We start from the raw sequence: 26,690 nt of genomic DNA, 5'->3' as shown, positions 1-26,690 counted from the left end.
AGCGCGGGGGCCGCACCTCTTCAGGAACGGCCCCGTTCACTTTCCCCCGCCCCTACGCGCTCAGCGGCAGGACGAAACCGCGCGCCTTGGCGTCCTCGTCCTCGCGGGGGCGCAGCACGAGCACGGCGAGGCTGGCGTCGGGGCGCAGCAGGTAGGGCAGCCAGGTGTGGGTGAGGGTGTGGAGGGCCCGCCGGGCGTGCTCGATGGTCTCGGCCTGCACGAGATCGCGTAGCACGAGCACGGCCTCGTCGCCCTGGGCGCTGGTCCACACGTCCACCACGCCCACCCGGTCCACGCCCCGGTGGTCTCGGTACTCGAACTGGTGGGCCCGCCTGATGAGCTGCATTCGTCTTCACCCCTTCACACGAGACAGCTTCGCCCGGTGCCACCCTGCGGCCCGGACCTCGTGAGCTGTCACGTCCGGTCCAGCCTAAGGGCCCGCCTAGTGGCCTTTGTCCCGCCTCCCCCGTCGGGCCCCCACCGGGAGCACCCCTTAAGCCCGGATGAATGGGCATCCTCTCCCGGGACCGACCGGCGGGTTGGGCCCCTGGGCTTGAGGATTTCGCCGGGCGAGGCCACTCCGGGCGACCGCTCACGGTGTCGCGCGCCCCCGCCTTCCTAGAATGCCCGGCGTGACGCCAGGCGGAGTGAACGAGATGCTGCTCGAATTCCAGGGGTACGTCCTCGCGTACCGCCTGCGCGCCGCCGTGGGGGGCCGGGTGGCGCCGCCGGGCGAACCGCTCACCCTCGCCGGGTATGCCGCCCGGCGCCTGGAGCGGCAGGACCTCGCGCGGGGTCTGGTGAGAAAGGGCCTGGACGCAGCGCGGATGCAGCGCCTCGACGCCCTCTCCGACGAGCTGATGTTCGGCTTCTGGCTCAACCCCGCCGAGGTGGCGGCCTTCCTGCGCGCGGCGATCCGCCAGGGCAGCCACCCGGCCCTCGGCGACCCGGACGCCTTCGCGGCCCTGCTCACCCCCGCCGAGAAGGGGCGGCTGGGCGACACGGGCGTGCGGCTGGTGTGCGCCCACCACCTGACCTGTCTCACCCTCGCCGCGCCCATGCTCGACCCCGACGCCCTGGCGGGCGTGTGGAGGCGGGTGGAGGCCACCACGCCGCCCCTCTTCGTGGACGAACTCGCCGCCGCCGGGCAGGTCTAGGGTGGGCGCCGTCGCGGGCCTGCTGCGCGCCCTCGTTCCCCGCCCCTGCCCCGGCTGCGACGCCCAGCTCGGGCGGGAGGCGGGGCTGTGCCCGGCGTGCCGCGCCCGGCTCGTGCCCCGGGTGGAGGTGTACTCGCCGCTGTGGCTGCGTCCCGAGGGGCACCTCGTCACCCTGGGGCCCTACCGGGGGGTGACCCGGCGGGCGGTGCGCGCCCTGAAGTTCGGCGGCGCGCGAGACCTGGCGGGTGCCCTTGGCGGGGCGCTGGCCGCTGGCGTTCCGGCGGGGTGGAACGTCCGCTCGGTCGTCCCCGTGCCCCTACACTCCGCCCGCGAGCGGGAGCGCGGGTTCAACCAGGCCGCCCTTCTCGCCGGAGCCGTCGCCGCCTCGCTGAACGTGCCCGCCGTCCCCGCCCTGCGCCGCACCCGCGCGACCGGACAGCAGGCCCGCCTCCACGCGCACGAGCGGGCGGGAAACCTCGCCGGGGCCTTCGCCGCCGACCCGCGCCGCCTGCCCTCCGGCCCGGTCCTGCTGCTCGACGACGTGATGACGACCGGGAGCACCCTGCTGGCGTGCCGGGACGCGCTGCACGCGGCGGGGGTCCGGGAAGTGCGCTTCGCGGTGGTCGCCCGCTGACTTCCGCCGCAACGGTCCCTCATGCGGGTGCGCTACGGTGCCGGGTATGAAGTCCCCGCTCCCCCTCGCCCTCGCCGCCGTCAGCCTGCTCGGAAGCGGGCTCACGGGCCGCGCGGGCGCCCAGACGCTCGTGCCCTTCACGGACCCCAAGCTGCCCTTCACGGTGAGCCTGCCCAAGGGGTGGTTCGGCGCCAACTTCAACGACGGCACGGGCGGCGTGAGCGTCGTGTCGTCCAAGACGCCGCCCGCCGCCCTGATCCGCCTGCTGTTCGTATCCAAGAACGGCAAGACCCCCGAACTCAAGCAGGAATTCCGCAACTTCGAGGCGGGGGTGGCGCAGACCGGGGGCAAGCTCAAGCTGTTCCGGGGCCGCAACGTGACTTACGGCGGCGTGAAGGGCGTCGAGCGCGAATACCTCATCACCGGCGCGCAGACCTCCGTGCGCGTGCGGATCTGGTTCGGCAACGGGGCGAAAAACCTCTACTCCTTCCAGGTGACCGACACGCCCGAGCGTTATGCGGGGAGCAGCGCCCTCTTCAGCCAGGTGCTCGCCAGCCTCCGTTTCCGGTCCTGAGGCCGCGACCCGCCGCCGCCGGACCGGGTACGGTGGAGTATGCGCCGCCTCCTGCTGCTGGCCCTGCTCGCCCTCACTCCCTTCGCCGAGGCGGGGAACCGCCAGGGCGTGCGGCGCGTCACCTTCTCGCCGGACGGCACGCGGGCCCTGGTGGTCACGGGTGGCGTGCAGGACGGCAGCGGCTTCAGCACGGCGGGCCTGACGGTGGTGGAGACCGGAACGGGCCGGACCCTGCGCGAGGTGTCGGCGACCTCCCAGACGGGAACGGTGGAGGAGGTCGTCGCGTCCCTGCTCCGCCGTGAACGTGCCCTCCTCGCCCGGAACGGTCTGACGCCCGGGCAAACGGCCCGCCCCGTGTTCACCCGCCCCTCCCCGGTTCAGGCGCCCGTGTGGACCGAGGGGCTGCGCGCCGGGACGAGCGCCACCCTCCCCGTCCGGTTGTGGACGCGCCCGGTGCCGGTGCGGCTCAGCGTGCGTTCCTTGCCCTCCCCCTGCCGCTCCACGGACCTGCTGCCCCCCGGTGAGGAGCCCGCCGGGTTCACGCTGGACGTGAAGGGGCAAACCCTTCACCTCGACCGGGGGCTGCCCGCCAGCCGGGAGTGCGCCGCCCGCTACGCCCTGGAACGGGTGTACGTGCGGGGCAACCGCGCCGTCTTCGTGCTGCGCGCCTATACCCCGGGCTTCGAGGGGCCGAACGCGGAGCCGGTGGTCGTGGCAGCCACCCTGCGGTGAGCGGCGCCCTTCCCCCTCTGCTCCGCAGCTCTGCGAGTCCGGCCCTTCGGGCCACCTCTGCTTCGCAGCTTTGCAAGTCCCCTCAAAGGGAGGCTACACCACAGGGTTCTCACGGCAGGTTCGTCTCCGGCTTCCCTCTCCTTCGGAGCTGTACCAGCCCAAGGGGAGCTGACCGACTCGTAGAGCTGCTTGCGGAGGGGTCGCCCCCGGCCTCCGACCCTCCCTGCTAGAATGCTCCGCGTGTACACGAACCGCCGCGCGCACCACGAATACGAGCTGCTTGACCGCTTCGAGGCGGGCATCAGCCTGACGGGCAGCGAGGTCAAGAGCGTGCGCGCGGGCGGGGTGGACTTCCGCGACGCCTTCGCCCGGGTGGTGAACGGCAACGTCGAGCTGGAGGGCCTCTACATCCCCCCCTACACCGAGGCCACCTACAACAACCACGAGCCCCGCCGCACCCGCCGCCTGCTGCTGCACCGCGAGGAGATCGGCAAGTTGCGCCGCGCCCTGGACCAGAAGGGCCTGACCCTGGTGCCCACCCGGCTGTACCCCAAGGGCCGGGTCTTCAAGGTGGAACTCGCCCTCGCGCGGGGCAAGCAGCTCCACGACAAGAGGCGCGCGGAGGCCGAGAAGACCCTGCGCCGGGAGCTGCGCGAGCTGTGAGGGGGCGGACGGGCGGCTTCCTGGGCCGGTTCTCCGGGCCCCTGCTGCTGTCGGCGGCGCTGCTGGGGGCGGGGCTGGCAGGCGCGCAGATCACCTTCAACCGGCTGAACCTGGTGGGCACCCAGGTCCAGAGCATCGACCTCTACGGGGCCGAGTACGCCAGCGACCTGGTGCTGAGCGGCGTGATGCGCATCTCCCGGGAGGAGGTGGAGAACGCCGGGACCATCGTCCGCGTGGAGGCCTTCGGGCACACCCTGCTCCTGCCGCTCGACGAGGACCAGCAGCGGGCCACGACCGACTTCAACACCGTGCAGCTCGATACCGAGCGGGTGCAGGCCCGCACCGCCACCCTGGTGAACGGCAACCTCTACCTGCCGCTCGACACGCTGGCGCGGGGGCTGGGCGCCACCTACGAGCAGGGCACCTTCAAGATCACGCCCGCCACCCTCCAGGGGGTGAGCAGCCGCGCGGGGGCGGACAGCGACCGCCTCGTCCTCGACCTCACCCGCGACGTGGCGGTCACCGACGAGCTGCGGGGCACGACCGTGACGGTCACCCTGCGCGGGGTGAAGGGGGAGGCGCGGCGCTACACCACCCGGGGGGCCTTCGTGCCGACCGCCGAGGTGGCGCGCAAGGGCGACGACCTCACGCTGAGTTTCACCCTGCCGCAGGGGAGCGGCTACCGGGTCTACCGGGTGGTGCGCCCCGGCGGCGCGCGGCTGGTGGTGGACGTGGGGCCGGGGGTGCCGCGCACGACGCCCGCCCTCCTCGACCGCATCACCCGGCCGCTGATCGTGCTCGACCCCGCCCGGGTGACGGGGCTGGGCCGCGACGTGACGCTGGAGGTGGCCCGCCGCGCCGCCGAACTCCTGAACGAGGCGGGCTGGCAGGTCAAGGTGACGCGCGACGCCGCGACCGCCCTGGGGCTGAACCAGAAACTCGCCCTGACCCGGCGCAGCGACGTGTACCTCGCGCTCGACCTGGGGCGCTTCCCGGGTTCGCAGCGCAGCGGCGTGACCGTGTACGAGCCGACGGGGCGCGCGGGCTCGCAGTACATCAACGCGCTGCGCGGCGGGGCGCAGATCCCCTACGGCAACCTCGCCGTGGGGGGGCCGGGCGGCACCCGGCGCCTGTCGGAACTCCTGCGGGGCGAGTTGCGCGGCGGTGGGGTGACCGCCAAGCAGGAGAACGTCAGCCGGGTCCTGATGCTGGGCGAGGCGCCCCAGGCCGCCCTCCTGCTCGAACTCGGCTGGGCGGGGGACGCCGGGGACCGGGCGAAGCTGGGGGTGGACGAGCGGCTCCAGGCGATGTCGGTCGCGGTGGCGCGTTCGGTGGCGACCTACTTGACGGCCCGGGCCTCGAATGCCGGGCGGGCCACTCCTGCGGCGAGCGGGGCGCGGCAGTGAGGCGGCTCTTTTCCCTCTTCAACGTGGTGAGCGCCGCGCTGCTCGCCGCCGCCGCCTACGCCTACCAGGAGGTGCAGCGGCCCCCCGAGACGCCGCGCGCCCCCGCCCTCGAACTCGCCGAGAAGCGGGGCGTGCGGGTGAAGGTGTACTTCACCGACCCCCAGGTCCAGAGCTTCAAGCCCGAGACGCGCACGGTGCAGGTCACCCAGGAGAACCCGGGCGCCGTCGCGCAGGCCGCCGTGAACGCCTGGGCGAGCGGCCCCACCGCCTCCGGGGGTCTGGCCGTCGTGCCCAAGGGCACCCCCGCCCCGCGCGTGTGGCTGCGCGGCGCGCACTACTACGTCAACCTGCCCGCCGCCTATCCCAAGCTCAAGTACGGCACCAGCGGCGAGCGGATGCTGTTGTGCACCCTCACCCGCACGCTGCTGGAGACGCGCGGCCAGGACGTGACCTTTCTGGTGAACGGCCAGAACGCCGACACGCTCGGCCACCTCGACCTGCGCGAGCCCTACACCCGGCAGGACTGCGCGGACTCGTGAGGAGCCCAGGCAGGGGCTGAGTTCCGGCCACATCCCACCCATGCTCCACAGCATCACCCTGCAAGGTTTCAAGAGCTTCGCCGACCGCACCCGCCTGGAGTTCGGGCCGGGCGTCTCGGCCGTCATCGGCCCGAACGGCAGCGGCAAGAGCAACGTGGTCGAGGCGCTGCGCTGGGCGACCCACGGGGCGCGGGCGCGGGAATTGCGGGCCGGGCGCGGCACCGAACTGATCTTCCACGGGAGCGGCGGAAAGGCGCCGCTGGGCCTCGCCGAGGTGCAGGTCGAGTTGCAGACCCCGGAGGGCCGCGTCAACGTCACCCGCCGGGTGTACCGCGACGGGACGGGCGAGCAGGACCTGAATGGCCGCCCCGTCCGTGCCCGCGACGTGCAGGGGGCGCTGCGCGGGACCGGACTGGGACCGGGCGGGCTCGCCGTCATCGGGCAGGGGGAGGTGAGCGGGGTGGTGCAGGCGGAGGGCCGCACCCTGCTGGGCTACGTGCAGGAGGCCGCCGGGCTGTCGCGCGCCGTGTCGGCCCGGCAGGAGACGGAGGCGCGGCTGCGCGAGGCGGACGGGCACCTGGAGGGGCTGCGGCTGGTGCAGGCGGAACGGGCGGCCCAGGTGGACCGCCTGACCCGCGCCGCCGAGACCGCCCGCCTGTGGCGCGCCCTGACCCTGCGCGTCCTGACGCTGGAGGACGCCCTGAAACGCGAGCGGCAGGCGTCCCTCGGGCGGGAGATCGCCCAGGCACGCGCGGAGGCCGCCGCCCTCGCCGCCCGCAGCGCCGCCCTCGCCGCCGGGGTGCAGGCCGCTGCCGCCCGGGTGGAGGCCGCCCGCGACGCGGTGGGGGAGGCCCGGGCGAGACAGGAGGCGTTCACAGGGGCTCTGGACACCCTGCGCGCCGCCCGGGACGCCCACGCGCAGGCCGAGCGGTACGCGGGCCACCTCCGCGCCGAGGAGGGGCGGCTGCGGGCCGAACTCGGCGCCCTGCCCCAGAGCCCGCCCGAGGAGACCGCCCCCGACCTCCCCGCGCTGGAGGTCGCCGTCACCGCCGCCCGCACCGCCGCCGAGGCCGCCGAGCGCCGCGCCCGCACGCTGGACGCCGATCTCACCCAGGCGAGAGCCGCCGCCGCCCGCGCCGCCGAGGCCGCCGCCCGGGTAGACGCCAGCCGCGTGACGCTGGGAGACGAGTTGGAACGCGCCGAGGGGAATCTGGAGGCCGCGCTGGAGTCTCTGGCCGCCGCCCAGGAGCGTCTGGAGGCGGCGACCCATGCCCGGCAGCGCGCGGAGGAGGAGTACGCGGCGCTGGCAGGTCGCCGTGCGGACGCCCAGGCCTTTGAACGCCACCTGACCGCCGAACTCGCCCGCCTGAATGCCGGGGCCCAGCCCCTGCGCCGCGAGCGCGAGCGGCTGGAGGGCAGCCTCAATTCCTACGCCCGCTACGGCGAGGGCGCCCGCAATGCCCTGCGGCAGGGGCACCCCGGCATCGTGGGTTCGGTCGCCGACCTCCTCACCGTGCCCGCCGAGTACGAGACCGCCCTGAGCGCCGCGCTGGGCCGCCGTCTGGAGCAAATTGTCGTTCACTCCGGGGAGGACGCCCGGCAGATCATCGAGGAACTCAAGCGGGTGGGCGGACGCGCGACCTTCCTCCCCCTCGACCTGATCCGCGCCCGGCCCCGCCGCGACGGGCCCCTCCTGCGCGAGCCCGGCGTGATCGGCAACCTCGCGGACCTGTGCCCGAGCGACCCGCCGCTGGTGGGGGAGGCCGCCTTGGCCGACACCCTCGTCGTGGAGGACCTGCGGGCCGCGAACCGGATCGCCCGCGCGCACCCGAACCGCCCGCGCCTCGTCACCCTCGACGGGGAGTTGCTGGAGTCGGGGGGCGCGATCACGGGGGGACGGCTGCGGGATACGGGCTTCAGCGTCCTCGCCGACCAGCGGCGTTTTCAGGAGATCGACGCGGAGCTGGAGGAGACAGACCGCCAGACCGCCCGCCTCCAGGCCGAACTGAAAAAGGTCCAGACTGCCCTCGCCGCCGATGCCGACGCGCACGACGCCCTCCTCGCCGCCCGCGAACGCGCCGCCCGGGAGGAGCGGGAGGCCGAGCGCCGGGTCACCGAGTTGGAGGCGCAGGCGCGCAGCCTGGGAACGAACCGGGACCGCCTGCTTGCCCACGTGAGCGCCCAGCCGTCCGTCACACCTTCCGCCGAGTCGCCCGCCGACCCCGCCGCACTCGAAGCGGCTCTCCTCGAAGCCCGCACCCAGGCCGAGGGGCAGCGGGCCCGCGAACGGGAGGCGCTGGAAACCCTCGCCCTCGCCCGCGAACTCGACGCGGCGTGGCGAAGTTTCCGCACCGCCCTCACCCGCGCCGCCGACCTGCGGGAGCGCCTGAACGCGAACGCCGAGGCGACCCGGGCCCAGGACGCCCACCTCTCCGCTGCCGCCGCCGAGGTGCAGAGGCGGGAGGCGGCCCTAGGCACCCTCGACGAGCACGAGCTGCCCCGCGCCGAGTGGGAACGGGACGCGGCGGCCGGGAGCTACACCTCGGTCATCGGCGAGCAGAACAAAACGCGCGCCCGCCTCGAAGACCTCCGGCTCCTGATCGCCCGCCGCGAGGGCAGTCTCGAACCCCTGCCCGACGGGTGCAGCCCCCCCGGCACGCCGCGCGAGTGGACGGCCGACCTGAACCGCACCCGCGCCGACCTCGAACGCCTGGGCCCCGTCAACGCCCGCGCCGAGGCCGACCACGCGGCAGAGAGCGCCGAACTGGACCGCCTCAGCAACGAACTGAACGATGCCGAGGGCGCCGCCGCCGAACTGCGCGCCCACCTCGCCGGGCTGGAGGAGGCCGAGGGCCTCGCCACCCGCGCCGCCTTCGGGCGGGTCAACGCCGCCTTCCGCGAGTATTCCGCCGAACTCCTCGGCGGCCAGGGCGAACTCGAACCCGAGTGGGGCGAGACCGGGCGCCTGACGGGCCTGCGCCTCGCCGTGCAGCCGAAGGGCAAGCGCACCCGCTCGATGAGCCTGCTCTCCGCCGGGGAGCGGACGATGGCGGGTCTGGGGTTCCTCTTCGCGCTGAACCACGCGGGCGGGGAAGGGAGTGCCCGTCAGGAGGGGGCGGGCGGACTTCCCCTCGCCGTTCTGGACGAGGTGGACGCCCCCCTGGACGAGGCGAACATCCGCCGCTTCACTGCCTTCCTGGAGCGCTTCTCGTCGCGCGGCGCCCAATTCCTGCTCGTCACCCACCAGAAGGCGACGATGGAGGTGGCGCACGCGCTGTGGGGCGTCACGACGGACCAGACCGGGGCGAGCCGGGTGTTGAGCATCCGGCAGGCGGAGGAACTGGTGGGCGGGAGAGCCTGAGGACTGGAAGTGCCGGTCGGCCCCTTGATCCTGACGCGGTTGATCCCGGCCCCACCCACTTCAAACCCCGGACCCGTACGGTGAGTGGAGCGCCGACCCCGGGAGGTTTCCCATGATCGAGGACACCCGCCCACTCGGAAAATCCGTCGAGGAGAGCGGGCGCGACAGCGGCAACCTCGACTTCGAGCGCAACGCGGGCGGGGAAGAGGAAGTGCAGGGCGGCGTGATGATCCCGCCGGTGAGCCTGGGCGGCTCCAGCGGGACGGGAGCAACTGACTTCCCATCGAGCCATGTTCTCTCGAACCTGCCGCCCGCTCAACTCGCCTCTTCTCTTAAACGAAGGAGGCTCCTCGCTCGCAAGTGGTGTCGTAAGAGCCGCTCAGTTCACTTGCTCAGCTGGCCGATGATGCTGAACATCGGAAGGAACATGCCCGCCACGATGGTTCCGACGATGCCGCCCAGGAAGACGATCATCAGGGGTTCGATGGCGGCGGTGAGGCTTTCGACGGCCTCGTCCACCTCGCGGTCGTAGAAGTCACCCACCTTGCCCAGCATGTCGTCGAGTGCGCCCGTCTCCTCGCCGATGGCGACCATGCTGACGACCATCGGCGGAAAGACCTTGCTCGTCGCCAGACTCGCGCTCATGGGGTCGCCGACCATCACGACGTTCTTGGCGTTCTCGATGGTCTCCTCCACGATGGCGTTGCCCGCCGTGCCCTTGGTGATCTCCAGGCTCTCGATGATGTTCACGCCCGAGCTGATCAGGAGCCCGAAGGTGCGCGCGAAGGAGCTGATCGCGCTCTTTTGCAGCAGGCCGCCGAAGACGGGCAACCGCAGCTTGAGGCGGTCCACGACCACGCGCCCCTTCGGCATCTTGTAAAACCAGCGGTAGGCGAACACGATGACGGCGATGAAGACGAAGATGAGCAGCCCGGAGTTCCTGAGGAAGTCCGAGACGGCCATCAGCATCTTGGTGATGAAGGGCAGCGGCGCGTTGAGCTGCGCGAGGATGCCCGCGAACTGCGGCACAATGGTGGTGAGCAGGAAGTACGTGATGCCGATGGCAAACACCAGCACGACCACCGGGTACGTCAGCGCGCTCTTGAGCTTGCCGCGCAGGGCGAGTTCCTTTTCCTGAAAGGCGGCGATGCGCTCCAGGATGCTGTCGAGCGTGCCGCTCGTCTCGCCCGCGCGCACGAGGTTGATGTACAGGCGGTTGAAGACCTTGGGGTGCTTGACGAGCGCCTCGCTGAGGGGGGTTCCGCTCTCCACGTCCGCGCGCAGACTCTTGATGATGCCCTGGAGGGTCTTGTTCTCGATCTGACGTTGCAGGATGGCGAGCGACTGCACGAGCGGCACGCCCGCGTTGATCAGGGTGGCGAGCTGCTTGGAAAACACCGCCACCTGCTTGAGGTTGGGCGGACGGTCGCTCATGCCGGGGATCTTGATATCGGCGTTCAGGCCGGTCTTGGGCGGCTTGATCTCGACGATGAGGAGGTTCTTGGCCCGCAGGGCGTCGCGCACCTGTGCCTGGGTCTCGGCCTCCATCTGGGACTTCAGGACCTTCCCGGAACGGTCCCGGACGCGGTATTCGTAGACCGGCATGGGCGCGAGTATAGTCAGGGGCGTCTTGCGTCCGCCTTACAGGCCGGGCGCGTGGGAAAGGTGCGGGAGCGTGAAGCAGGACTGGATACACGAGGTCGGGCGGGCCGCGCGGGTCGTCTCGGCGGGCGGGGTGGTGGGCTACCCCACCGAGACCGTCTGGGGGCTGGCCGCCCTGCCGGACAGGGTGGACCGCCTGTACGCCCTCAAGGGCCGCGACCCGGACAAACCCGTGCAGGTCTCGTGTGCGGACGCGGAACGTGCCCGCGCCCTGACCCTCGGCGGCGCGGCCTTCAACGCCCTGGTGGGGTTCTGGCCCGGTCCCGTCACGCTGGTGCTTCCCGCAAGTCCCGCCTGTCCGCCCGCGCTCTCGCCCGGGGGCTGGGTGGGGGTGCGGGTGCCCGACCACCCGGTCGCGCTCGCCCTGCTGCGGGAGTGCGGGGGCATCCTCGCCACGACCAGCCTCAACCCGAGTGGGGCGGAGGCGGCCCGGACCCCCGAGCAGGCCCGGGCGTATGCGTTGGCGGACCTCCTGTTGCCGGAGGGGGCCGTTCCCGCCTCGGGGAGGGCGAGCACCGTCGTCCGGGTGTGGCCGCAGGGCGGGGAGGTCGAGGTGCTGCGCGAGGGGGTCGTGCCCGCCGCCCTCGTTCGGGAGCGGCTGGGGGCCTGCGGGGTGGGCCCTTGACGGCCCCAGAGCGGCCCCCAACTCCCTACGCCCTGATCGGTGCCGCGCTTCTCGCCGCCGGTCGTCCGGTCACCCGGCGCGAGGTCGCCGAGCTGCTCGGCCTGCCCGAGGAGGCTGCCGAGCGGGCGGTGCAGGCCTTCGGCGAGGCCGTGGAGGGGGCGGGCCTGGGCTTCGTGGTGGAGGCGGTGGCGGGGGGCTACCGGCTGGTCGTGCCGCCGGGGCTGGCGGGGCACCTCGCGCCCCTTCTCGCGCCGCCGCCGCTGCCCCCCCTCAGCCCCGCCGCGCTGGAGGTGCTCGCGGTGATCGCCTACCGCCAGCCGGTCACCCGCGCGGAGATCGAGGCGATGCGCGGCGGCAGCGCGGGCACGGTCGTCACCCTTCAGGAGCGCGAACTCGTGAAGGTTGTGGGCCGCAGCCCGGCCGTGGGGGGGCCCCTGCTCTACGGCACGACCGAGAAGTTCCTGCTGGAGTTCGGCTTGAGGAGCCTGCACGACCTCCCGCCCCTCGACGGCTCGGACTTCTCGCACCTGCTGCGCGGGTAGGAGGCCCGGGACCGGGGCGTCACCCCCCCCGTCGGGCCGATTGTGTGTCCCCGGCCCGCGTGCGAGAACTGGGAGTCGCCGGAAGGGGCCCGCGCCCCGCCCCCATTCACCCATGACCCAGTCCTCGGCCAACCTCGAAACCTTCGACTTCCTGGAGTTGCTCGTGCTGCTCGCCGGGCAGGGCCGCACGGGCGCGCTGCGGGTGGAGCGCCCCGACGGGACCTTCCAGGCATGGCTGGAGGGTGGGCGCCTGCGCCACCTAGGGTTCGGGGAGCGGCAGGGCGCCGCCGCGCTCGTGCACCTGCTGCGCGAGCCCCGGGGCCGCTTCGGGTTCGACGAGGGCCTGCGGCATCTCGGCCCCGGCCTCGACCTGAGTGTGGACGAGGTCGCGCTGGAGGCGCTGACGGCCCTGCCCGTCCCCGAACTGCCCTTCGGCGGCCCGGCGCGCGTCACCTCCCCGGAGCGCCTGGCGCGGCTGCGCATGACCCTCCGGGAGCAGGCCCTGCTCGGGCAGATCGAGCGGGGCCGCCCCCTGTCGGAACTCGCGGGGGACCCGGCGGCCCGGGGCCTGATCGCGGGGCTGGTGCGGCTGGGGCTCCTCGCCCGCCGGGAGGTGCGAGTCGCCCGCCTGACCGTCACCGTGACGCGGGAGGTGACGGGCGTCGCCGTGCTCGACGGCGTGATCTGGGACCGCTGGCGGGACGATCTCGGGCGCCCCTTCGCCCACGTGGCGGTGCGCGCCCCGGCGGGCGCGGTCGTCACCCTGCCCGTGCGCGGGGGGGCGAGCCTCGGCGCCCAGCTTCTCGTGCCGCCCGAGGTGCTCCTGCGAGCCGGGTGGCGGGCGGGGGAGAGCGTGCTCGTGCGGCCCATCTGAGCGGGCAGGCCTGCGGCCGTCTGAGGTGCGCCCGGCCGCGCTTCCCGGCGGCGCGGCTAGACTGGGCCCCATGCCCGAGGCCCCCCCCACCGCCGCCGACCTCGCCCGCGCCGTGCGGGCGCGCGAGACGACCCCGCAGGCCCTCCTGGAGGCCGCCCGTGCCCGCGCCGAGGCCGTCCGCGACCTGAACGCCCTGATCAGCCTCAACGAGCGGGCGGGCGAGGGGGCCGAGCGGGTCCGGGCCCGGCTGGAGGCGGGGGAGACCCTGCCCCTCGCGGGCGTGCCCGTCGTCGTCAAGGACAACATCAACGTGACGGGCACCCGCACGACCTGCGGCAGCCGCCTCCTGGCGAACTACGTCTCGCCCTACGACGCGACCGTCGTGGAGCGTCTGACCGCCGCCGGGGCCGTGATCGTCGCCAAGGCGAACATGGACGAGTTCGCGATGGGGTCGAGCAACGAGAGCAGCGCCGCCGGGCCCGCCCTCAACCCCTGGGACAGGGCGCGCGTGCCGGGCGGCAGCAGCGGGGGAAGCGCGGTCGCCGTCGCCGCCACCATCACGCCCGTCAGCCTCGGCAGCGACACCGGGGGCAGTGTCCGCCAGCCCGCCGCCTTCACCGGGGTGTACGGCCTCAAGCCCACCTACGGGCGGGTCAGCCGCTACGGCCTCGTCGCCTTCGCCAGCAGCCTCGACCAGATCGGCCCCTTCGCGCGCACGGCGGAAGACCTGGCCCTGATGATGAATGTGATCGCCGGGCACGACCCCCGGGACGCGACCAGCCTGGGCGCGCCCCCCGCCTTTCGCGCGGGAACCCCGGACGACCTGCGGGGGTTGCGGGTCGGTGTGGTCCGCGAGAGCCTGAACGGCAACACGCCGGGGGTGGAGGCCATGCTGGAGGAGACGCTGGCCGCCCTGCGGGGCGCGGGCGCGAGCGTCACTGAGGTGAGCGTCCCCACCGTGCGGCACGCCATCGCCGCCTACTACCTGATCGCCACCCCCGAGGCGAGTTCCAACCTCGCCCGCTACGACGGCATGGTGTACGGCGAGCGAGTTCCGGCCCCCGACGTGGTGACCAGCATGACGAGGGCGCGCGAGCAGGGCTTCGGGCCCGAGGTCAAACGCCGCATCCTGCTGGGCACCTACGCGCTCTCCAGCGGGTATTACGACGCCTACTACTCCAAGGCGATGAAGGTCCGGCGCCTGATCGCGGGGGACTTCGCCCGGGCGCTGGCGGACGTGGACCTCCTCGTCACCCCGACGAGCCCCTTCCCCGCCTTCCGGCGCGGCGAGAAGACGAACGACCCGCTCGCCATGTATGCCGCCGACGTGGACACGGTGGCGATCAACCTCGCGGGATTGCCTGCGCTGAGCGTCCCCGCCGGGTTCGAGACGGTGGACGGGGTGAGGCTCCCCGTCGGCATCCAGTTCATCGCCCCCGCCCTCAAGGATGAACTGCTGATCACGCTGGCGGGCGGGCTGGAGGGCGTGGGAGCGGTGCGGGCGGAGGTGGCGCCGGGGTACGCGCTCACGTCCAACGCGGTGGGCGGGTAGACCTGCTCAGGCCAGACTGCGGCGCAGGAAGTTCCGCACCACGTCCAGGAACGCTTCCGGTTCCTCCACAAAGGGCATGTGGCCGCTTTCCTCGAAGACGTGACCTTCTCCCCGGGGGACGCGGGAGGCGATCAGCTCGCTCGCCCCCGGCGGGCAGGTGCGGTCGTGCCGCCCGGCGAGGACGAGCAATGGCTGGGTCACCCGGCCCAGGCGGTCCTCCACCTCGATCCCGCCGTACCCGGCCACGCTGAACCGGCGCAGGACGTCCGGCGCGTAGCGGGGCCCGGCGGCCTCCACCCTCGCCTCGTAGTCCGCGATGCGGGGGTCGCGCGGGTCGGCGAAGTGCCAGAGCATCTGCTCGTGCATCAGGCGGGCGAGGTCGGCCTCGGTCTGCACGTCCGCCTCGCTCGCCCACGAGGTCCGCACCTGCTCTCTCAGGTCGGGGGGCTCGAAGGCCTGGAGCCGTCCGGGCAGGTCGTCCAGCCAGCGGGCCGACCCCAGGCCACAGCAGACGACCGTGGTCGTGGCGGCGCCGGGAGACTCTACGGCGTGTTGCAGGGCGACGAAGGCCCCGAACGAGTGTCCGAACACGGCGTAGCGGGGAGCGCTCAGCGCGCGGGCGACGGCGCTCACGTCGGCGGCCATCTGCCCCAGGGTCCAGGTCTCGGCGGGGGCGTCCCGGTCGCTGCGGCCCTGCGCCCGCTCGTCGAGCAGCACCAGCCGCACGGTGTCGGTGAGGGGGTCCAGATAGTCGGCGAACTCGGTGTGGTCCAGCCCCGGCCCGCCGTGCAGCACGATCAGGGGAGGCAGGTCCTCAGGTCCCCGCAAGACGGCGTGCAGCCAGGTGTCACCCACGTCGAGCCGCCGAAGTTCATCCATGCTGCCAGTGTAAGGGCCGCTAGGCCCACGCCCGCACCACCCGCAGCACCTCCCCGTCCCCGTCCACCACCGCGACGAGCGCGCCGTTCAGCGTGACGACGTGCCTGCCCACCGCCGCGTGCCCCGGCCGTTTGCCCTGTCGCAACTCGCGGGCCAGCCGCTCGTCCGCCTCGATGCGGGGGAAGTCGAGCGCGGCGAGGTCGGGGAGGCCTGCGGCGTCTGCCAGATGCTCGACGCTCACCCCGTCCGCAAGGTCGTAGCGGCCCACCCGCGTGCGGACCAGACCTGCCAGATGGGCGGGAACGCCGAGCGCCGCCCCCACGTCCCGGGCGAGCGAGCGGAGGTAGGTCCCGCTTCCCACACTCGCCCGCACGAGCAGGGTGGGAAACCGGCCCAGCGGCGGCGGCAGGGTGAAGGTCCGTCCGTCCGAGTCCGGTGTCCAGCCTGCCGCACCCCGCGAGAAGGTGCGGGGCGCCTCCTCCACGCTGCCGTACACGCCCAGCAACTCCAGCGAGTGAATGACGACGCTCCGGGCGGGCAGATCGAGTTCGCCTCCCGAGCGCGCGACCGCGTACGCCCGCCTGCCCCCCACCTGCACCGCGCTGTACTGCGGTGGCACCTGCGCCTGCGGCCCGAGAAAGCCCGCCAGCACGGCCCTCACTTCCGCCTCGGGGGGCAGAGCGACCTCCACCACCTCCCCGAGCGGCCCCTCGGCGTCGAGGGTGGGGGAGGCGCCACCGAGCGCGATCCAGGCGAGGTAGTCCTTGGAATCGGCCTCCATGAATTGCACGAGCTTGGTGGAGTCGTCCACGCACAGGACGAGGACCCCGGTCGCCAGCGGGTCGAGGGTGCCCGTGTGGCCCACCCGCCGGGTGCCCAGCGCACGCCGGGCCCGGTTCACCACGTCGTGCGAGGTCAGGCCCAGGGGTTTGTCCACGGCGATCACCGGCATGGGAGGCAGGGTAGCAGGGGCGAGTAGGCCGTGCCGCCGCTCCTGTCCGCCGCCGCGTCCCCCGTCATACTGGGCCCCCATGTCCCGCGTCTCCCTTTTCGAAGTCCTCCGAACCCGCCCCACCTTCGCGCGGCTGTGGCTCGGGGCGCTCGTCTCGGGGCTGGGGGACACGCTGAGCTGGCTCGCCCTGACGTGGTTCGTGCTGGAGCGCGAAGGCGGCGGGGCGGCGGTGGGAGTCCTGCTGCTGTGCTTCGCGCTTCCCGCCGTCGTCACGGGTCCGCTGTGGGGGCGGGCCCTCGACCGGCGGCAGCCCGCGTCCCTGATGCGACTCGACAACCTCGCCCGGGCCGGACTCATCGGCCTGATCCCGCTCCTGGACGCCCTGGGGACACTGGAACTGTGGATGGTCTTCGGGGTGGCGCTTCTCATGGGCGCCCTCGCCCCCGCCACGGGGATCGGCGCGCGACTCTTCGTGCCCGTCCTCCTCCCCGACGACGAGTTGGAGCAGGGCAACGCCGTGTACGGGCTCACGACCCAGGTGCCCACCGTCCTCGGCCCGGCGCTCGCGGGGCTGCTCGTGGCGGCGTGGGGAGCGCCGCGTGCCCTGCTCGTGGACGCCCTGACCTTCGTGTTCATGGCGTGGGCCCTGCGGGGCTTGCCGCGCCTGCCCCGGGGTGGACGGGCCGAGGACTGCAGGGGGGCCGCCCGCCGCCCGCGCTGGACCCCCGCCGTGCTGGCGACGCTCGGCCTGACCACGCTCTTCTACTTCGTCTACGGACCGCTGGAGGCGGCGTTGCCGTGTTCGCCCGGGAGAGCCTCGGCACCGGGCCGCAGGGGTACGGGGCGCTATGGTCGGCGCTGGGGGTGGGGAGCCTCTTCGGGACCCTGCTCGTCGGTCCTCTCGGGCGGGCCTTTCCGGTCAGCCTGACGCTCGCGGGCATCATGGCGCTGTGGGGGGTGGCGGTGGTAGGGCTCTCCCTCACGCCGGGCGTCGCCCCCGCGCTGGCGGTGATGTTCGCGGGCGGGCTGATCTGGGGACCGTACACGGCGCTCGAAACTACCCTGCTTCAGCGCGGGGTGCCCTCCGGGGAACACGGGCGTCTCTTCGGCGTGCGGGCGATGCTGCTCGGCCCGGCGGCGCCCCTGGGGACCGCGCTGGGCGGCCTGCTGCTGATCGGGCTGCGGGCGGAGTGGGTGATCGCCCTGTCGGGGCTGGGCTGTGTGCTGGGGGCCCTCGCGGCCCTGCCGTGGCTGCGGCGCCGGGGGGAGGAGCGGGCGGACGCGGCGGCAGGCTGAGCCCGGCTCCCCCGCGTACACTGACGGGCGTGTTGCGGGCCGCGTTCTGGTTGACCGCGCTGGTGTTCTTGCCAGTCGGATTGTTCCTGTACTTCCTTTCCCCCTCGGCGGCGACCCTGCTGGGAGTCTCGCCCCTGTGGCTGGCGCGGGTGGCGGGCGGGGTGATCACCGCCTGGGGAGCCTTCCTGCTCGTGTCGGGCGTCCGCGCCGACGAGGGCTCGGTCTTCCCCCTCGCCGCCGGGAACCTCCTCACCGTCGCCGCGCTCGTGCCGCCCGCGCTGCGCCTTCAGGACACCCTGCCCGCCCCCATCCGCACCGCGATGCTCGCCCTGTCGCTCGCCCTGACCCTGCTCGCGGTGGTGGGGCTCCTCGCCGTGCCCCCCCACCGGAGCCGCCTGTGACGGGGGAGGCCGAGCGGCTCCAGAAACGCCTCGCGCGGGCCGGGGTCGCCTCGCGTCGCGCCGCCGAGGACCTGATCACGGCGGGCCGCGTCACCGTGAACGGGGAGGTCGCCACGCTCGGCCGCACCGTCACCCCCGGCGACGAGGTGCGGGTGGACGGGGCGTTGATCGAGACCGCCGCCCTGGAGAAGGTCACCTTCCTGCTCCACAAGCCCGCCGGGTACGTCACGACTGCCCGCGACGAGTACGGGCGGCGCAATGTTCTCTCCGCCATGCCCCCGGTGCCCGGCCTCCACCCGGTCGGCCGCCTCGACAAGGACTCCGAGGGCCTGCTGCTCCTCACCACCGACGGCGACCTCACCCTCACCCTCACCCACCCCCGCTACGGCCACGAGAAGGTGTACCGCGCCTGGACGGTGGGGGAGGACGACCCCAGCGACGCCGAGCTGCGGCGCCTCGTGGACGGCATCGAGCTGGACGACGGCCCCGCCCGCGCTCTGGACGCTCGCCCTGTCCCCGGCGGCGCCCTGGTCACCCTCGGCGAGGGCCGCAACCGCCAGGTGCGCCGGATGCTGGAGGCCCTGGGGCACCCCGTCGCCCGATTGCTGCGCCTGCGGGTGGGCGGGTTGTGGCTCGGCGATCTCGACCCCGGCGAGTACCGCGAACTCTCCGAGCGTGATCTCCACGATCTCCTCCACCCCGCCGAGGTGCCCCGCCGCCTGTGGGAGCGGGCGGAGCGGGAGACGCTGGAGCGGTGGGGGTAACAGGTGAGTGGGAAGTGGTTCGTGGTCAGTGGAGCATGGGCCCGAGCCCCAGCTTTTGCCGCGCTTTCCCCCTCACCACTGACCACTCACCCCTGCTACACTTCCCGTGCGGGGGGGTCCACGGTCGCGCCCTGCCACTCCTAACGGTAGGGCAGGGTGAGGAAAGTCCGGGCACCGCAGGGCAGGATGCCAGCTAACGGCTGGTCGGCGAGCCAAAGCGCCCGCGTGAGCGCCACGTCACGCGGAAGGCGGCGAAGCCGAAGGACAGTGCCACAGAAACGAGACCGCCATCCCCAGCGTGAAGAACGCAGGGCCCGGGCGCGGGCGGGGGTGGTGAGGGTGAAACGGTGCGGTAAGAGCGCACCAGGCTCCCGGGAGACCGGGCGGCGCTGGTAAACCCCATCCGGTGCAAGACCCGACAGCGCGCGAGGGACGGCTCGTCCCGCTGACCGCCAGGATGGTCGCTTGAGGCGCACGGTGACGTGCGTCCCAGAGAGATGACCGTGCCCCGCCCCCGGGCGGGAGACAGAACCCGGCTTACCGCCCCCCCGCACCAGCAGAACCCGCCGTCCCGCAGCAAGGGGGCGGCGGGTTCGGGTTGTGGGTTGACGAATGTGGAGTGTGGGAAAAGAGGCGGGGCCCGATCCTTCCGACACCCTACGGCCCACAACCTACCTCCCGCGCGCGTCGAGCGCCGCCACCACGAAGCCCGCGATCAGGAGCGCCCCGCCCACCGGCGTGACCGCGCCCAGCCAACGCTCCCCGGTCAGCGAGAGGACGTACAGGGTGCCGCTGAAGATCACGGCGCCCGACAGCAGCAGTCCCGGGGCGCGCCGCTGCCCGGGCCGCCCTCCCAGGGCGAGGAGGGCCAGGGCGGCGTACATCTGGTAGCGCGCTCCCGTCTCGAAGTTGGCGAGCGCGGCCGGGTCGAGCCGCTCGCGCAGGGCGTGGGCGCCGAAGGCCCCGAGGGCCACGCCGACGGCTGCGAGGATGGCGCCCGCCACGGTGGGGTTGAGGTTCCGCATGGGCCGAGGCTACGTGGGGGCGGGTGGGAGATTGTCCCCGCGCCCGCCCCGGCTCAGGGGGTGAGCGCGCCCGGGGTGTTCAGCAGCGCCTGTTCCCACACGTCGGCGAGCTTGCTGTACCCACCCGCGTCGGGATGGACCCCGTCGGCGAGGTCGGCGAGGGTGAGCGCCGCGCCCACGTCCACGAAAGCCACCTTCTTGCCCTGATCCGCCCGCGTCTTGACGACCCCGGGGAGGGCCGCGTTGAACCGCTCGACCCAGGCATTCTGGGCCGCGTTCGCCAGCGGCGGAAGGGAGGCCACCAGAATGCGGGCCTCTGGCCGCCGGGCGCTCATCTGGTCGAGCAGGGCGCCCAGGCGGGCGGGAGCGTTCGCCGGGTCGCGGTTCTGGATGAGGTCGTTCGTGCCGATCATCAGCAGGATGGTGTGCGGCGGGTGACCGTCGAGCCAGCCGTCCACCTGCGCGGCGAGTTGGTCGATGCGCCAGCCGCTGTGCCCCTCGTGGTCGCGGTCGAGCAGGGCACTCGGGCCGTTCTCCTGCGAGCCCACGAAGTCCAGCCCGGCAACCCGGGCCGAGAGCTTGCGGAACAGTTCGATCCTGTAGCCGCCCGGAATGCTGTAGCCGTCGGTGATCGAGTCTCCCAGCGGCATGAGCTGCAAGGCACCGGAAGCAGGAGGGGCGGGAGGAGAGACGGCCTCACCCGGACCCATGCAGCCGCTGAGCAGCAGGCCCAGCGCGAGTGAGACGGAACCGGCCACGGTTTTGAAAGCCCGGCGCTTGAACAAAGTAGTCATATTTCCTCCCCAGCCGAATGACACGACCCCCCGCTCCCCAGGCGCGTGTTCTCGCGGGGAATCAATAGACGTTGAACGACTCAACGGCGAGCACCGTAACTCAGCCGTTGGAGGCGATTCAAGCTTGCGGTGAGTGACCGGCCGTTCAGCCTCCCTCCCCGGTGCTCCCCATCCACCGGGAACGTCTTGGTTGGGCCGCGTGTCACTCCGTAGTTTTCAGGTTCGGTGGCCGACGAAATCCTTCTAGACAAGCTCTGCGAGTGGTGACCTCGGGGATTGCGAGCGGATGACCCTGGATTCAGGGGAGGATCGGTGGGAAGCCGGGGTCTTTGTGGGGAGGAAGTGGGGAGAATTGTGGGAACAGGTGGTAATTCGTGGGTGGGGCTGTTACACTCCGCGCACAGCCCAGAATTAGCGTCCACAGCGCGGGAATGGGCTGTCACACCTGTGAGTTTTCCGGCTTTGTCCGGTGGGTCGCGGGTGGGAACCGAGGAGCGCTTGCCGTTTGGAGAGTACCCCTACACCATCGACGACAAGGGGCGTGTGGTCATGCCGCCGCCCTTTCGGGACTTTGTCGAGGACGGGATGATCCTGACGCGCGGCATGGAGGGCTGTCTCTACGTCTTTCCGCTGGCGAGCTGGCGGCGGGTGGAGGAACAGCTCGAAAACCTCCCCCTCACGGACGCGGCGTCGCGGGCGTTCGTGCGCTTTTTCTACTCCGGCGCGAACAAGGCGCGGCTCGACAACCAGAGCCGCGTGTCGGTGCCGCAGACGCTGCGCGCGTTTGCCGCGCTGGAGAGCGACGTGATCGTGGCGGGCGCCCCTGGCCGCCTGGAACTGTGGAACCCGGCCCGCTGGGAGGCCGCCATCCAGGCCGTTCAGAGCGACCCGCCCAACCCCGACCTTCTCGCCAACTTCGTGGCGTGACCAACATGAACATTGCCCCAGGCATCCCCACCCCTGACCCCCTCTCCCACACCCCCGTCCTCGCCGCCGAAGTCGTAGAGGCTCTCGCCCCCGCCCCCGGCCGATTGATCGTGGACGGCACCCTCGGCGGCGCCGGGCACACCCGCCTGCTGCTGGAGGCGGGCGCCCGCGTCATCGGCATCGACCAGGACCCCTATGCGCTGGACCGCGCCCGCAGCGAGCACCTCCCCGGCCTCACCGCCCTTGAGGGCAACTACCGCGACATGCAAGAACTCCTCGCCCCCCTCGGCGTGACGCGGGTGGACGGCGTGCTCCTCGACATCGGCGTGAGCAGCTTTCAGCTCGACGACGCCGAGCGGGGATTCTCCTACCACACGGAGGCGCCCCTCGACATGCGCATGAGTCAGGCGGGCGAGAGCGCCGCCGACGTGGTGAATACTTCCCCGGAAGAGGAACTCGCCGCGATCATCTACGAGTACGGCGAGGAGCGCCACTCGCGCCGGATCGCCCGCGCCATCGTTCAGGCGCGCGAGGGGGCCCCCATCGAGACCACCGTGCGCCTCGCCGAGATCGTCAAGCGGGCGTACCCGGGGTTCTCGAAGGGCATCCACCCCGCCCGCCGGACCTTCCAGGCACTGCGAATTCACGTCAACGACGAACTCGGCGCCCTGCGCGACGGGCTCCAGGCCGCCGAGGCCCTGCTCGCGCCGGGGGGGCGGCTGGCCGTGATCTCCTTTCACTCGCTCGAAGACCGCATCGTGAAGCGTTTCCTGCGGGGCAGTTCCACCCTGACGCCGCTCACGAAGCGGCCCGTGGAGGCGTCCGAGGAGGAGCAGGCCCGCAACCCCCGCGCCCGCAGCGCCAAGCTCCGCGCCGCCGAGAAGCGGGCCCCGGAGGTGGCCGCGTGACCGCCCGGCTCGACCTCAGCGCCGCGACGTGGCGGGCCCGCGCGATCCGCTACGTGGGCATCTACCTGCTCCTCGCGCTCGCCCTGGTCGCGGCGCGGTACCTCACCCAGGACGTGCGGCCTGACCTGCGCGCCGCCCAGGAACGCGAGGCCGCCCTGACCACCCAGCGTGACGAACTCGAGCTGCGGGTGCAGGCCCTCGGGAACCCCCAGCGTGTGCGCGACTGGGCCTTTGCCAACGGGATGCGCCGCTTCGCGGAGGCCTCCAAGACGACCGCCGAGTTGACGGGGGTGCCCGCCCCCGCTCCCCTTCCCGCCAGGACGACCGTGGAGGTGACGACCGTATGGAGGTAAAGATCCGCCACCGCTCCCGCCTGATGCAGCTCATCGCGCTGGCGATGTTCCTGACGCTGGTGTGGGCCTACGCGCAGCTCGAATGGGGGGTGCCGCAGGGAGTCAAGAAGACCGCCGTGCAGTCGCGCGGCGCGATCCTCGCCGCCGACGGCCGCGTCCTGGCGGGCAGCGTGAACGGCAAGCGCGTCTACCCGATGGGCCCGCTCGCCGGTCAGGTGGTCGGGATGCTGGGGGCGACCGAGGGCCTGGAGGGGCTGGAGTACGCCTACGACCGCAGGCTGGCGGCGGGGGAGGACCTGCGGCTCACCCTCGATCCCGGTGTGCAGTCGGCTGCCGAGAGGGCGCTCGCCACCGCCATTCCCAAGCACCAGGCCGAATACGGCTCGGTTGTCGTGCTCGAAACCCGCACGGGCCGGGTGCTGGCCGCCGCGAGCTACCCGCCCTTCGACCCCAACCGCTGGCGCGAGTACAGCGGGGACGACCGCCGCAACCGCCCCTTCCTCGACGTGTTCGAGCCGGGCTCGACGGTCAAGGGGCTCGTCGTGGCGGCGGCCCTGAACGAGGGCCTCACCACCCCGAACACGAAGTACGAGACGCCCATGCACCGCTTCGTGGGGGGCCGCTGGGGCAGCACGATCCGGGACGCGGTGGCGCACCCGAAGGCGCTGACCACCCGGCAGGTGTTGCGCTACAGCAGCAACGTGGGCATGAGCCACCTCGTCGAGCACTTCCCCGCCGAGAAGATGCGGGGCTACCTGGGCCGCTACGGCTTCGGGGAGGACGTGAATATCCCCACCGTCATGACGAGCACGGGCAGGCTCCAGCCCCTGCGCAAGTGGGACGACCTCGTGCGCGCCACGAACGCCTTCGGCCAGGGCATGAGCAGCACCACCCTGCAACTCGCCGCCGCCTACAACGCGGTCGCCAACGACGGGCTCTACGTCTCGCCCCGCCTGGTGGAGGGCGAGCCTGCGGGCGAGCGCCGCGAGGTCCTGCGCCCCGAGACCGCCCGCATCACCCGAGCCATGCTCCAGGCCGTCATCGAGGAGGGCATCCCCCACCAGGCAGGCCTCAAGGGCTACGCGCTCGCGGGCAAGACGGGCACCGCCCAGGTTTCGGAGGGCGCCAAGGGCTACGCGAGCGACATCTACGACAGCGTCTTCGCCGGGTTCTTCCCCGCCGACGCCCCCCGCGTCACGGTCGCCGTGATGGTCCACGGCGCCAAGCTGGAATACCACGGCTCCCAGCTCGCCGCGCCCATCTACCGCGACATCGCCTCCGAGATTCTTTCGCGCTGGGCCACCGCACCTCTGCCTCCCACGAAAACGCCCGAAGACCAGAAATAAGAGAAGAATTAGAGGTTGCCGAGGATGACCCGGCGTTACCGGGGGGGAGACAAACTCCGAGAGTCTTATCAGGCCAGGAAGCGTAAGCAAAAGTACGCTTCCTGGTTCTTCTTAGTCCTGTGTAACCCTCCGACATCTCAACTCGCCCCGCAGCCATCCTCCTATGATGAGAAAATAAATGAGAGCATTAGAATTCTACTCATTTCTCTTTGGTCGTCCAGAGCTGCGAAATCAGTGTCTCTGTCATGATCGCCTCTCCAAACCCGGATTCTTAAATGAGGGAGGAAGTCGTTTCTTCCAATAATTCGCTTAAGACCTCCTCTTAATCTCAGTTAGAGAGAAGCGGCCTGAGGGGCCGGGATTCAACTCACCCAACCACGAACGGACGTGCCGAGAGGGACGTTCGCAGGAGACTCATGCCTCAACACTTCAACCGCTGGATGCCCGTTGTTCTTCTCGGCGTGTTCGGCGTCGCCGGTGCCACCCCCGCCCTTCCTGCCGCCTCCTTCGCCGAGGCGGCGGTCCGTGACGCCCTGACGCCCGCCCTCCCCGCCGCGCGGCCCGTCCCGCAGGCTTCGGCGCCGCAGGCCGCCGCCCCGGCCCCGTTCGTTCCCGTCCGGAGCGTCCGTGCGCAATCGGCACCCGCCCGGCCCTCCGCCACCCAGGTCCGGGAGGCGGAGGTGAGCCGTGCCCAAGCTCAGGCTACCCAGGCGGCGCAGGCACGCGCCCGGGCGATCCAGGCGGCCGAGGCAGGGGTGGCTCGCGGCACGACGCGCACCGGCCGCAGCGTGATCGCGCGGGCGACGGCGTACAACAGCACGCCCGGCCAGACCGACAGCACGCCCTTCATCACGGCGACGGGCACCCGGGTTCGCAACGGTGTGGTGGCACTCAGCCGCGATCTGCTGCGCGTCTTCCCCTACGGCAGCAAGGTCACCATCGAGGACGTCAGCGGGAGGACGGGAAACTTGCTGCGCGGCCAGGTCTTCAGCGTGGAGGACACGATGGCCGCCCGCAAGACGAACAGCATCGACATCTGGATGCCCAGCCGCAGCCAGGCGATCCGCTTCGGCGCCCGCCAGGTGCGCGTCACCGCCGTGCGCTGAGCACAGGACGATCAGAACAGAAGTGCGTGGGCGGCCCGGGGGGCACAGCCCACGCTCCGTCTTTGGGCTGGAATCCTCGGTGTAAGACAACCCGTCCCCCTGCCCGTCCCCTTGCCCGTCCCCCTGACAAGTGGAGTCGCGAAAGGCCGGGCTCCGCCGTCCTGCCGACGCTTCGCCTCGCTTCCTTTCGTCGAATGCACGGGAATCCGCTGCCACGTCCTCCGGGCGCCCCGGGCCCCTCTGTTATCCTCCCCGGAACGTGGCCCGCACTCCTCCCGACCTCGCCTGGACCCTCGCCCGCGCGCACCTCGCCCGGCGGCGCACCCAGAACCTCCTCACCGTGCTGGGCATCGCCGTCGGCGTGATGGTCCTGATCGCGGCACTCAGCCTGACGAACGGCTTCACCCGGGCCCTCGTGGACGCGACCCTGCGCGCGAGCCCCCACCTCAGCCTGACCGCCTTCACGCCCACCCCGCGTGACGCGGCGCTGGAGGCCGCCATGCGCGCCGACCCCCGGGTCCAGGCGTTCGTGCCCTTTCTGGGAGACAAGGGCCTGCTCACCCGCCCGGCGAGCGCGGGCCGGGGCGCCGGGGTCGATTTCACCACCCTCTTCGGCGTGACGGAAGGCGCGGCGCGCGTCCTGGAACTCGCCCCCGAGGAGGGCGCCCTCCTGCGCGGTCTGGGGGAGGGCGAGGTGCTTCTCGGCTCGGCCCTCGCCCGCAGCGTGGGGGCCTTCACGGGCGACGAGGTGCGCCTGCTGAACAGCGCCCAGCGCCGCACGAGCCTGCGCGTGAAGGGCGTGTTCACGACCGGGAACTTCCTGATCGACTCCGGGTACGCCTTTACCAGCCTGGGCACTCTCCAGCGCCTTCAGGGGACACGGAACATCACCGGCTACCAGCTCCGCCTTCACGACCCGACTCTGGCTCCCCAGGTCGGCAACGACCTCACCCGCACCCGGCCCTACACCTCGGTTCCCTGGCAGAGCCTGTACGGCACGCTGCTCGACCAGCTCGCCCTCCAGAAGCGGGTGATCGGCTTCGTGGTGTTCCTGATCGTGATCGTGGCGGCCTTCGGGATTGCCAACGTGCTGACGCTCGCCGTGTTCGAGAAGACGCAGGAGATCGCCATCCTGCGCGCCATCGGGGCCACACGGGGGGTCATCACCCGCACCTTCCTGCTGGAGGGGGCCGCGCTCGGGCTGGCCGGCCTCGTGCTCGGCAACCTGCTGGGGCTGGTGATCAGCGCGTATTTCACGGTGCGGCCCTTCCAGCTTCCGGGCGACCTGTACTTCATCACGGCGCTTCCCGTCGAGGTGCGGTTCACCGACCTGCTGTGGGTAAACGCGGTCGGCCTGGGCACCACCCTGCTCGCCGCCCTGATCCCGGCGCGGCGGGCGGCGAACGTCGAGCCCGCCCGGATCATCCGCTGACGGATCACCACGGCGGGTGTCCGTGTTCTGCCTGTGCCCCCCAGCCCGAAAAGAGGAGAGGGAGGGGAGGTGTGGCGTCCCGGGGGAATACTCTGTTCAATTCCTGTGAGCGTCCACCGGGCTCGACCTTCATGCTGGCGAACTCGGCTCCGCTCCTGGGATGTGAAAAATGCCGTGTCAGACGGG

Annotated in this window: 28 protein-coding genes and 1 other RNA gene; 23 read left to right on the top strand and 6 right to left on the bottom strand. The window is 72.3% G+C overall.

Annotated elements, in window-relative coordinates:
* Positions 1 to 52: 52 nt before the first annotated feature.
* A complete protein-coding gene (locus tag DAETH_RS09265) occupies positions 53 to 346 on the bottom strand; it encodes a hypothetical protein (RefSeq protein WP_264774615.1) in 294 nt (97 codons plus the stop codon).
* A gap of 286 nt (positions 347 to 632) precedes the next feature.
* Between DAETH_RS09265 and DAETH_RS09260 the strand changes: the two genes are divergently transcribed.
* The 8 genes from DAETH_RS09260 (at position 633) to DAETH_RS09225 (ending at position 9,066) form a co-directional block, all read left to right on the top strand.
* Positions 633 to 1,157, top strand: a complete 525-nt coding sequence (locus tag DAETH_RS09260) for a hypothetical protein (RefSeq protein ID WP_264774614.1) — start codon at positions 633 to 635, stop codon at positions 1,155 to 1,157.
* A 1-nt stretch (position 1,158) separates the two neighbouring features.
* Positions 1,159 to 1,791 carry a ComF family protein gene (locus DAETH_RS09255; protein WP_264774613.1) on the top strand — a complete coding sequence of 211 codons (633 nt, stop codon included), beginning with the start codon at positions 1,159 to 1,161 and terminating at the stop codon, positions 1,789 to 1,791.
* Between the two features lie 46 nt (positions 1,792 to 1,837).
* Positions 1,838 to 2,365 carry a hypothetical protein gene (locus DAETH_RS09250; protein WP_264774612.1) on the top strand — a complete coding sequence of 176 codons (528 nt, stop codon included), beginning with the start codon at positions 1,838 to 1,840 and terminating at the stop codon, positions 2,363 to 2,365.
* A 39-nt stretch (positions 2,366 to 2,404) separates the two neighbouring features.
* Entirely contained in the window at positions 2,405 to 3,097 is a 693-nt protein-coding gene (locus DAETH_RS09245) for a DUF2259 domain-containing protein (protein WP_264774611.1), read from the top strand.
* Positions 3,098 to 3,328: 231 nt separating this feature from the next.
* Complete coding sequence (smpB, locus tag DAETH_RS09240; protein WP_264774610.1) at positions 3,329 to 3,760, top strand: SsrA-binding protein SmpB; 432 nt, start codon at positions 3,329 to 3,331, stop codon at positions 3,758 to 3,760.
* A complete protein-coding gene (locus DAETH_RS09235; protein ID WP_264774609.1) occupies positions 3,757 to 5,166 on the top strand; it encodes an N-acetylmuramoyl-L-alanine amidase in 1,410 nt (469 codons plus the stop codon). Before smpB ends, DAETH_RS09235 begins: the two co-directional genes overlap by 4 nt.
* Positions 5,163 to 5,705: a GerMN domain-containing protein gene (locus DAETH_RS09230; RefSeq protein WP_264774608.1), complete on the top strand. Its 543-nt coding sequence runs from the start codon at positions 5,163 to 5,165 to the stop codon at positions 5,703 to 5,705. Before DAETH_RS09235 ends, DAETH_RS09230 begins: the two co-directional genes overlap by 4 nt.
* 40 nt (positions 5,706 to 5,745) lie before the next feature.
* Positions 5,746 to 9,066, top strand: coding sequence for an AAA family ATPase (locus tag DAETH_RS09225; protein ID WP_264774607.1), 3,321 nt, complete (start codon positions 5,746 to 5,748; stop codon positions 9,064 to 9,066).
* A gap of 384 nt (positions 9,067 to 9,450) precedes the next feature.
* On the opposite strand, the gene DAETH_RS09220 is transcribed toward DAETH_RS09225, so the two are convergent.
* The gene (locus DAETH_RS09220) at positions 9,451 to 10,671 is read right to left on the bottom strand and encodes a type II secretion system F family protein (RefSeq protein WP_264774606.1); all 1,221 of its coding nucleotides are present in this window, start codon (positions 10,669 to 10,671) and stop codon (positions 9,451 to 9,453) included.
* A 70-nt stretch (positions 10,672 to 10,741) separates the two neighbouring features.
* On the opposite strand from DAETH_RS09220, the gene DAETH_RS09215 reads away from it, so the two are divergent.
* The 4 genes from DAETH_RS09215 (at position 10,742) to gatA (ending at position 14,321) form a co-directional block, all read left to right on the top strand.
* Positions 10,742 to 11,353 (top strand): L-threonylcarbamoyladenylate synthase, encoded by a 612-nt coding sequence (locus DAETH_RS09215; protein ID WP_264774605.1) that lies wholly within the window; start codon positions 10,742 to 10,744, stop codon positions 11,351 to 11,353.
* Positions 11,350 to 11,895 (top strand): SMC-Scp complex subunit ScpB, encoded by a 546-nt coding sequence (gene scpB / locus DAETH_RS09210; RefSeq protein ID WP_264774604.1) that lies wholly within the window; start codon positions 11,350 to 11,352, stop codon positions 11,893 to 11,895. Before DAETH_RS09215 ends, scpB begins: the two co-directional genes overlap by 4 nt.
* Before the next feature lie 112 nt (positions 11,896 to 12,007).
* Entirely contained in the window at positions 12,008 to 12,769 is a 762-nt protein-coding gene (locus DAETH_RS09205; RefSeq protein ID WP_264774603.1) for a DUF4388 domain-containing protein, read from the top strand.
* Between the two features lie 70 nt (positions 12,770 to 12,839).
* Positions 12,840 to 14,321, top strand: a complete 1,482-nt coding sequence (gatA, locus tag DAETH_RS09200; protein ID WP_264774602.1) for an Asp-tRNA(Asn)/Glu-tRNA(Gln) amidotransferase subunit GatA — start codon at positions 12,840 to 12,842, stop codon at positions 14,319 to 14,321.
* Positions 14,322 to 14,327: 6 nt separating this feature from the next.
* Here the strand turns inward: gatA and DAETH_RS09195 are convergent, their stop codons facing one another.
* Positions 14,328 to 15,200 (bottom strand): alpha/beta fold hydrolase, encoded by an 873-nt coding sequence (locus DAETH_RS09195; protein ID WP_264774601.1) that lies wholly within the window; start codon positions 15,198 to 15,200, stop codon positions 14,328 to 14,330.
* A gap of 19 nt (positions 15,201 to 15,219) precedes the next feature.
* Positions 15,220 to 16,152, bottom strand: a complete 933-nt coding sequence (gene truB / locus DAETH_RS09190) for a tRNA pseudouridine(55) synthase TruB (RefSeq protein WP_264774600.1) — start codon at positions 16,150 to 16,152, stop codon at positions 15,220 to 15,222.
* Between the two features lie 79 nt (positions 16,153 to 16,231).
* Between truB and DAETH_RS09185 the strand changes: the two genes are divergently transcribed.
* The 5 genes from DAETH_RS09185 to rnpB all read left to right on the top strand — a co-directional run bounded on the left by DAETH_RS09185 (position 16,232) and on the right by rnpB (position 19,169).
* Positions 16,232 to 17,080, top strand: a complete 849-nt coding sequence (locus DAETH_RS09185; RefSeq protein WP_264774599.1) for an MFS transporter — start codon at positions 16,232 to 16,234, stop codon at positions 17,078 to 17,080.
* A complete protein-coding gene (locus DAETH_RS09180; RefSeq protein ID WP_264774598.1) occupies positions 17,017 to 17,448 on the top strand; it encodes an MFS transporter in 432 nt (143 codons plus the stop codon). Before DAETH_RS09185 ends, DAETH_RS09180 begins: the two co-directional genes overlap by 64 nt.
* Before the next feature lie 29 nt (positions 17,449 to 17,477).
* Positions 17,478 to 17,849 carry a hypothetical protein gene (locus DAETH_RS09175; RefSeq protein ID WP_264774597.1) on the top strand — a complete coding sequence of 124 codons (372 nt, stop codon included), beginning with the start codon at positions 17,478 to 17,480 and terminating at the stop codon, positions 17,847 to 17,849.
* Complete coding sequence (locus DAETH_RS09170) at positions 17,846 to 18,613, top strand: pseudouridine synthase (protein WP_264774596.1); 768 nt, start codon at positions 17,846 to 17,848, stop codon at positions 18,611 to 18,613. Before DAETH_RS09175 ends, DAETH_RS09170 begins: the two co-directional genes overlap by 4 nt.
* A 108-nt stretch (positions 18,614 to 18,721) precedes the next feature.
* Positions 18,722 to 19,169: RNase P RNA component class A (rnpB, locus tag DAETH_RS09165), an RNA gene on the top strand.
* A gap of 115 nt (positions 19,170 to 19,284) precedes the next feature.
* Here rnpB and DAETH_RS09160 read toward each other — a convergent pair.
* Complete coding sequence (locus DAETH_RS09160; RefSeq protein ID WP_264774595.1) at positions 19,285 to 19,638, bottom strand: DUF423 domain-containing protein; 354 nt, start codon at positions 19,636 to 19,638, stop codon at positions 19,285 to 19,287.
* A 53-nt stretch (positions 19,639 to 19,691) separates the two neighbouring features.
* On the bottom strand, positions 19,692 to 20,432 hold the full coding sequence (locus DAETH_RS09155; RefSeq protein WP_264774594.1) for an SGNH/GDSL hydrolase family protein: 741 nt from the start codon (positions 20,430 to 20,432) through the stop codon (positions 19,692 to 19,694).
* Between the two features lie 498 nt (positions 20,433 to 20,930).
* Between DAETH_RS09155 and mraZ the strand changes: the two genes are divergently transcribed.
* From mraZ to DAETH_RS09125, 6 genes are all read left to right on the top strand, one after another.
* The gene (gene mraZ, locus DAETH_RS09150) at positions 20,931 to 21,359 is read left to right on the top strand and encodes a division/cell wall cluster transcriptional repressor MraZ (RefSeq protein ID WP_264774593.1); all 429 of its coding nucleotides are present in this window, start codon (positions 20,931 to 20,933) and stop codon (positions 21,357 to 21,359) included.
* Positions 21,360 to 21,364: 5 nt separating this feature from the next.
* A complete protein-coding gene (rsmH, locus tag DAETH_RS09145) occupies positions 21,365 to 22,267 on the top strand; it encodes a 16S rRNA (cytosine(1402)-N(4))-methyltransferase RsmH (protein WP_264777419.1) in 903 nt (300 codons plus the stop codon).
* A complete protein-coding gene (locus tag DAETH_RS09140) occupies positions 22,264 to 22,620 on the top strand; it encodes a hypothetical protein (RefSeq protein WP_264774592.1) in 357 nt (118 codons plus the stop codon). Before rsmH ends, DAETH_RS09140 begins: the two co-directional genes overlap by 4 nt.
* Complete coding sequence (locus DAETH_RS09135) at positions 22,611 to 23,966, top strand: peptidoglycan D,D-transpeptidase FtsI family protein (protein WP_264774591.1); 1,356 nt, start codon at positions 22,611 to 22,613, stop codon at positions 23,964 to 23,966. The genes DAETH_RS09140 and DAETH_RS09135 overlap by 10 nt, the downstream gene beginning before the upstream one ends.
* A 416-nt stretch (positions 23,967 to 24,382) precedes the next feature.
* The gene (locus tag DAETH_RS09130; protein WP_264774590.1) at positions 24,383 to 25,072 is read left to right on the top strand and encodes a 3D domain-containing protein; all 690 of its coding nucleotides are present in this window, start codon (positions 24,383 to 24,385) and stop codon (positions 25,070 to 25,072) included.
* 259 nt (positions 25,073 to 25,331) lie between these two features.
* The gene (locus DAETH_RS09125; protein ID WP_264774589.1) at positions 25,332 to 26,504 is read left to right on the top strand and encodes an ABC transporter permease; all 1,173 of its coding nucleotides are present in this window, start codon (positions 25,332 to 25,334) and stop codon (positions 26,502 to 26,504) included.
* The last annotated feature ends 186 nt before the right edge of the window (positions 26,505 to 26,690 follow it).

Origin of the sequence: Deinococcus aetherius, from assembly GCF_025997855.1 — a bacterium.
GTDB classification, from domain to species: domain Bacteria; phylum Deinococcota; class Deinococci; order Deinococcales; family Deinococcaceae; genus Deinococcus; species Deinococcus aetherius.
Note: the sequence above shows the minus strand (reverse complement) of the source record. Positions and strands in the feature narration are given on the sequence as shown.

Bases quoted from the DNA above. Each gene is read 5' to 3' on its own strand.
- DAETH_RS09130 (WP_264774590.1), top strand. From the start codon at position 24,383: ATGCCTCAACACTTCAACCGCTGGATGCCCGTTGTTCTTCTCGGCGTG.
- DAETH_RS09205 (WP_264774603.1), top strand. From the start codon at position 12,008: ATGACCCAGTCCTCGGCCAACCTCGAAACCTTCGACTTCCTGGAGTTG.
- smpB (WP_264774610.1), top strand. From the start codon at position 3,329: ATGCTCCGCGTGTACACGAACCGCCGCGCGCACCACGAATACGAGCTG.
- truB (WP_264774600.1), bottom strand. From the start codon at position 16,152: ATGCCGGTGATCGCCGTGGACAAACCCCTGGGCCTGACCTCGCACGAC.
- DAETH_RS09155 (WP_264774594.1), bottom strand. From the start codon at position 20,432: ATGACTACTTTGTTCAAGCGCCGGGCTTTCAAAACCGTGGCCGGTTCC.
- DAETH_RS09195 (WP_264774601.1), bottom strand. From the start codon at position 15,200: ATGGATGAACTTCGGCGGCTCGACGTGGGTGACACCTGGCTGCACGCC.
- DAETH_RS09250 (WP_264774612.1), top strand. From the start codon at position 1,838: ATGAAGTCCCCGCTCCCCCTCGCCCTCGCCGCCGTCAGCCTGCTCGGA.
- DAETH_RS09265 (WP_264774615.1), bottom strand. From the start codon at position 346: ATGCAGCTCATCAGGCGGGCCCACCAGTTCGAGTACCGAGACCACCGG.
- rsmH (WP_264777419.1), top strand. From the start codon at position 21,365: ATGAACATTGCCCCAGGCATCCCCACCCCTGACCCCCTCTCCCACACC.
- DAETH_RS09220 (WP_264774606.1), bottom strand. From the start codon at position 10,671: ATGCCGGTCTACGAATACCGCGTCCGGGACCGTTCCGGGAAGGTCCTG.
- DAETH_RS09160 (WP_264774595.1), bottom strand. From the start codon at position 19,638: ATGCGGAACCTCAACCCCACCGTGGCGGGCGCCATCCTCGCAGCCGTC.
- DAETH_RS09185 (WP_264774599.1), top strand. From the start codon at position 16,232: ATGTCCCGCGTCTCCCTTTTCGAAGTCCTCCGAACCCGCCCCACCTTC.
- DAETH_RS09225 (WP_264774607.1), top strand. From the start codon at position 5,746: ATGCTCCACAGCATCACCCTGCAAGGTTTCAAGAGCTTCGCCGACCGC.
- DAETH_RS09245 (WP_264774611.1), top strand. From the start codon at position 2,405: ATGCGCCGCCTCCTGCTGCTGGCCCTGCTCGCCCTCACTCCCTTCGCC.
- DAETH_RS09135 (WP_264774591.1), top strand. From the start codon at position 22,611: ATGGAGGTAAAGATCCGCCACCGCTCCCGCCTGATGCAGCTCATCGCG.
- gatA (WP_264774602.1), top strand. From the start codon at position 12,840: ATGCCCGAGGCCCCCCCCACCGCCGCCGACCTCGCCCGCGCCGTGCGG.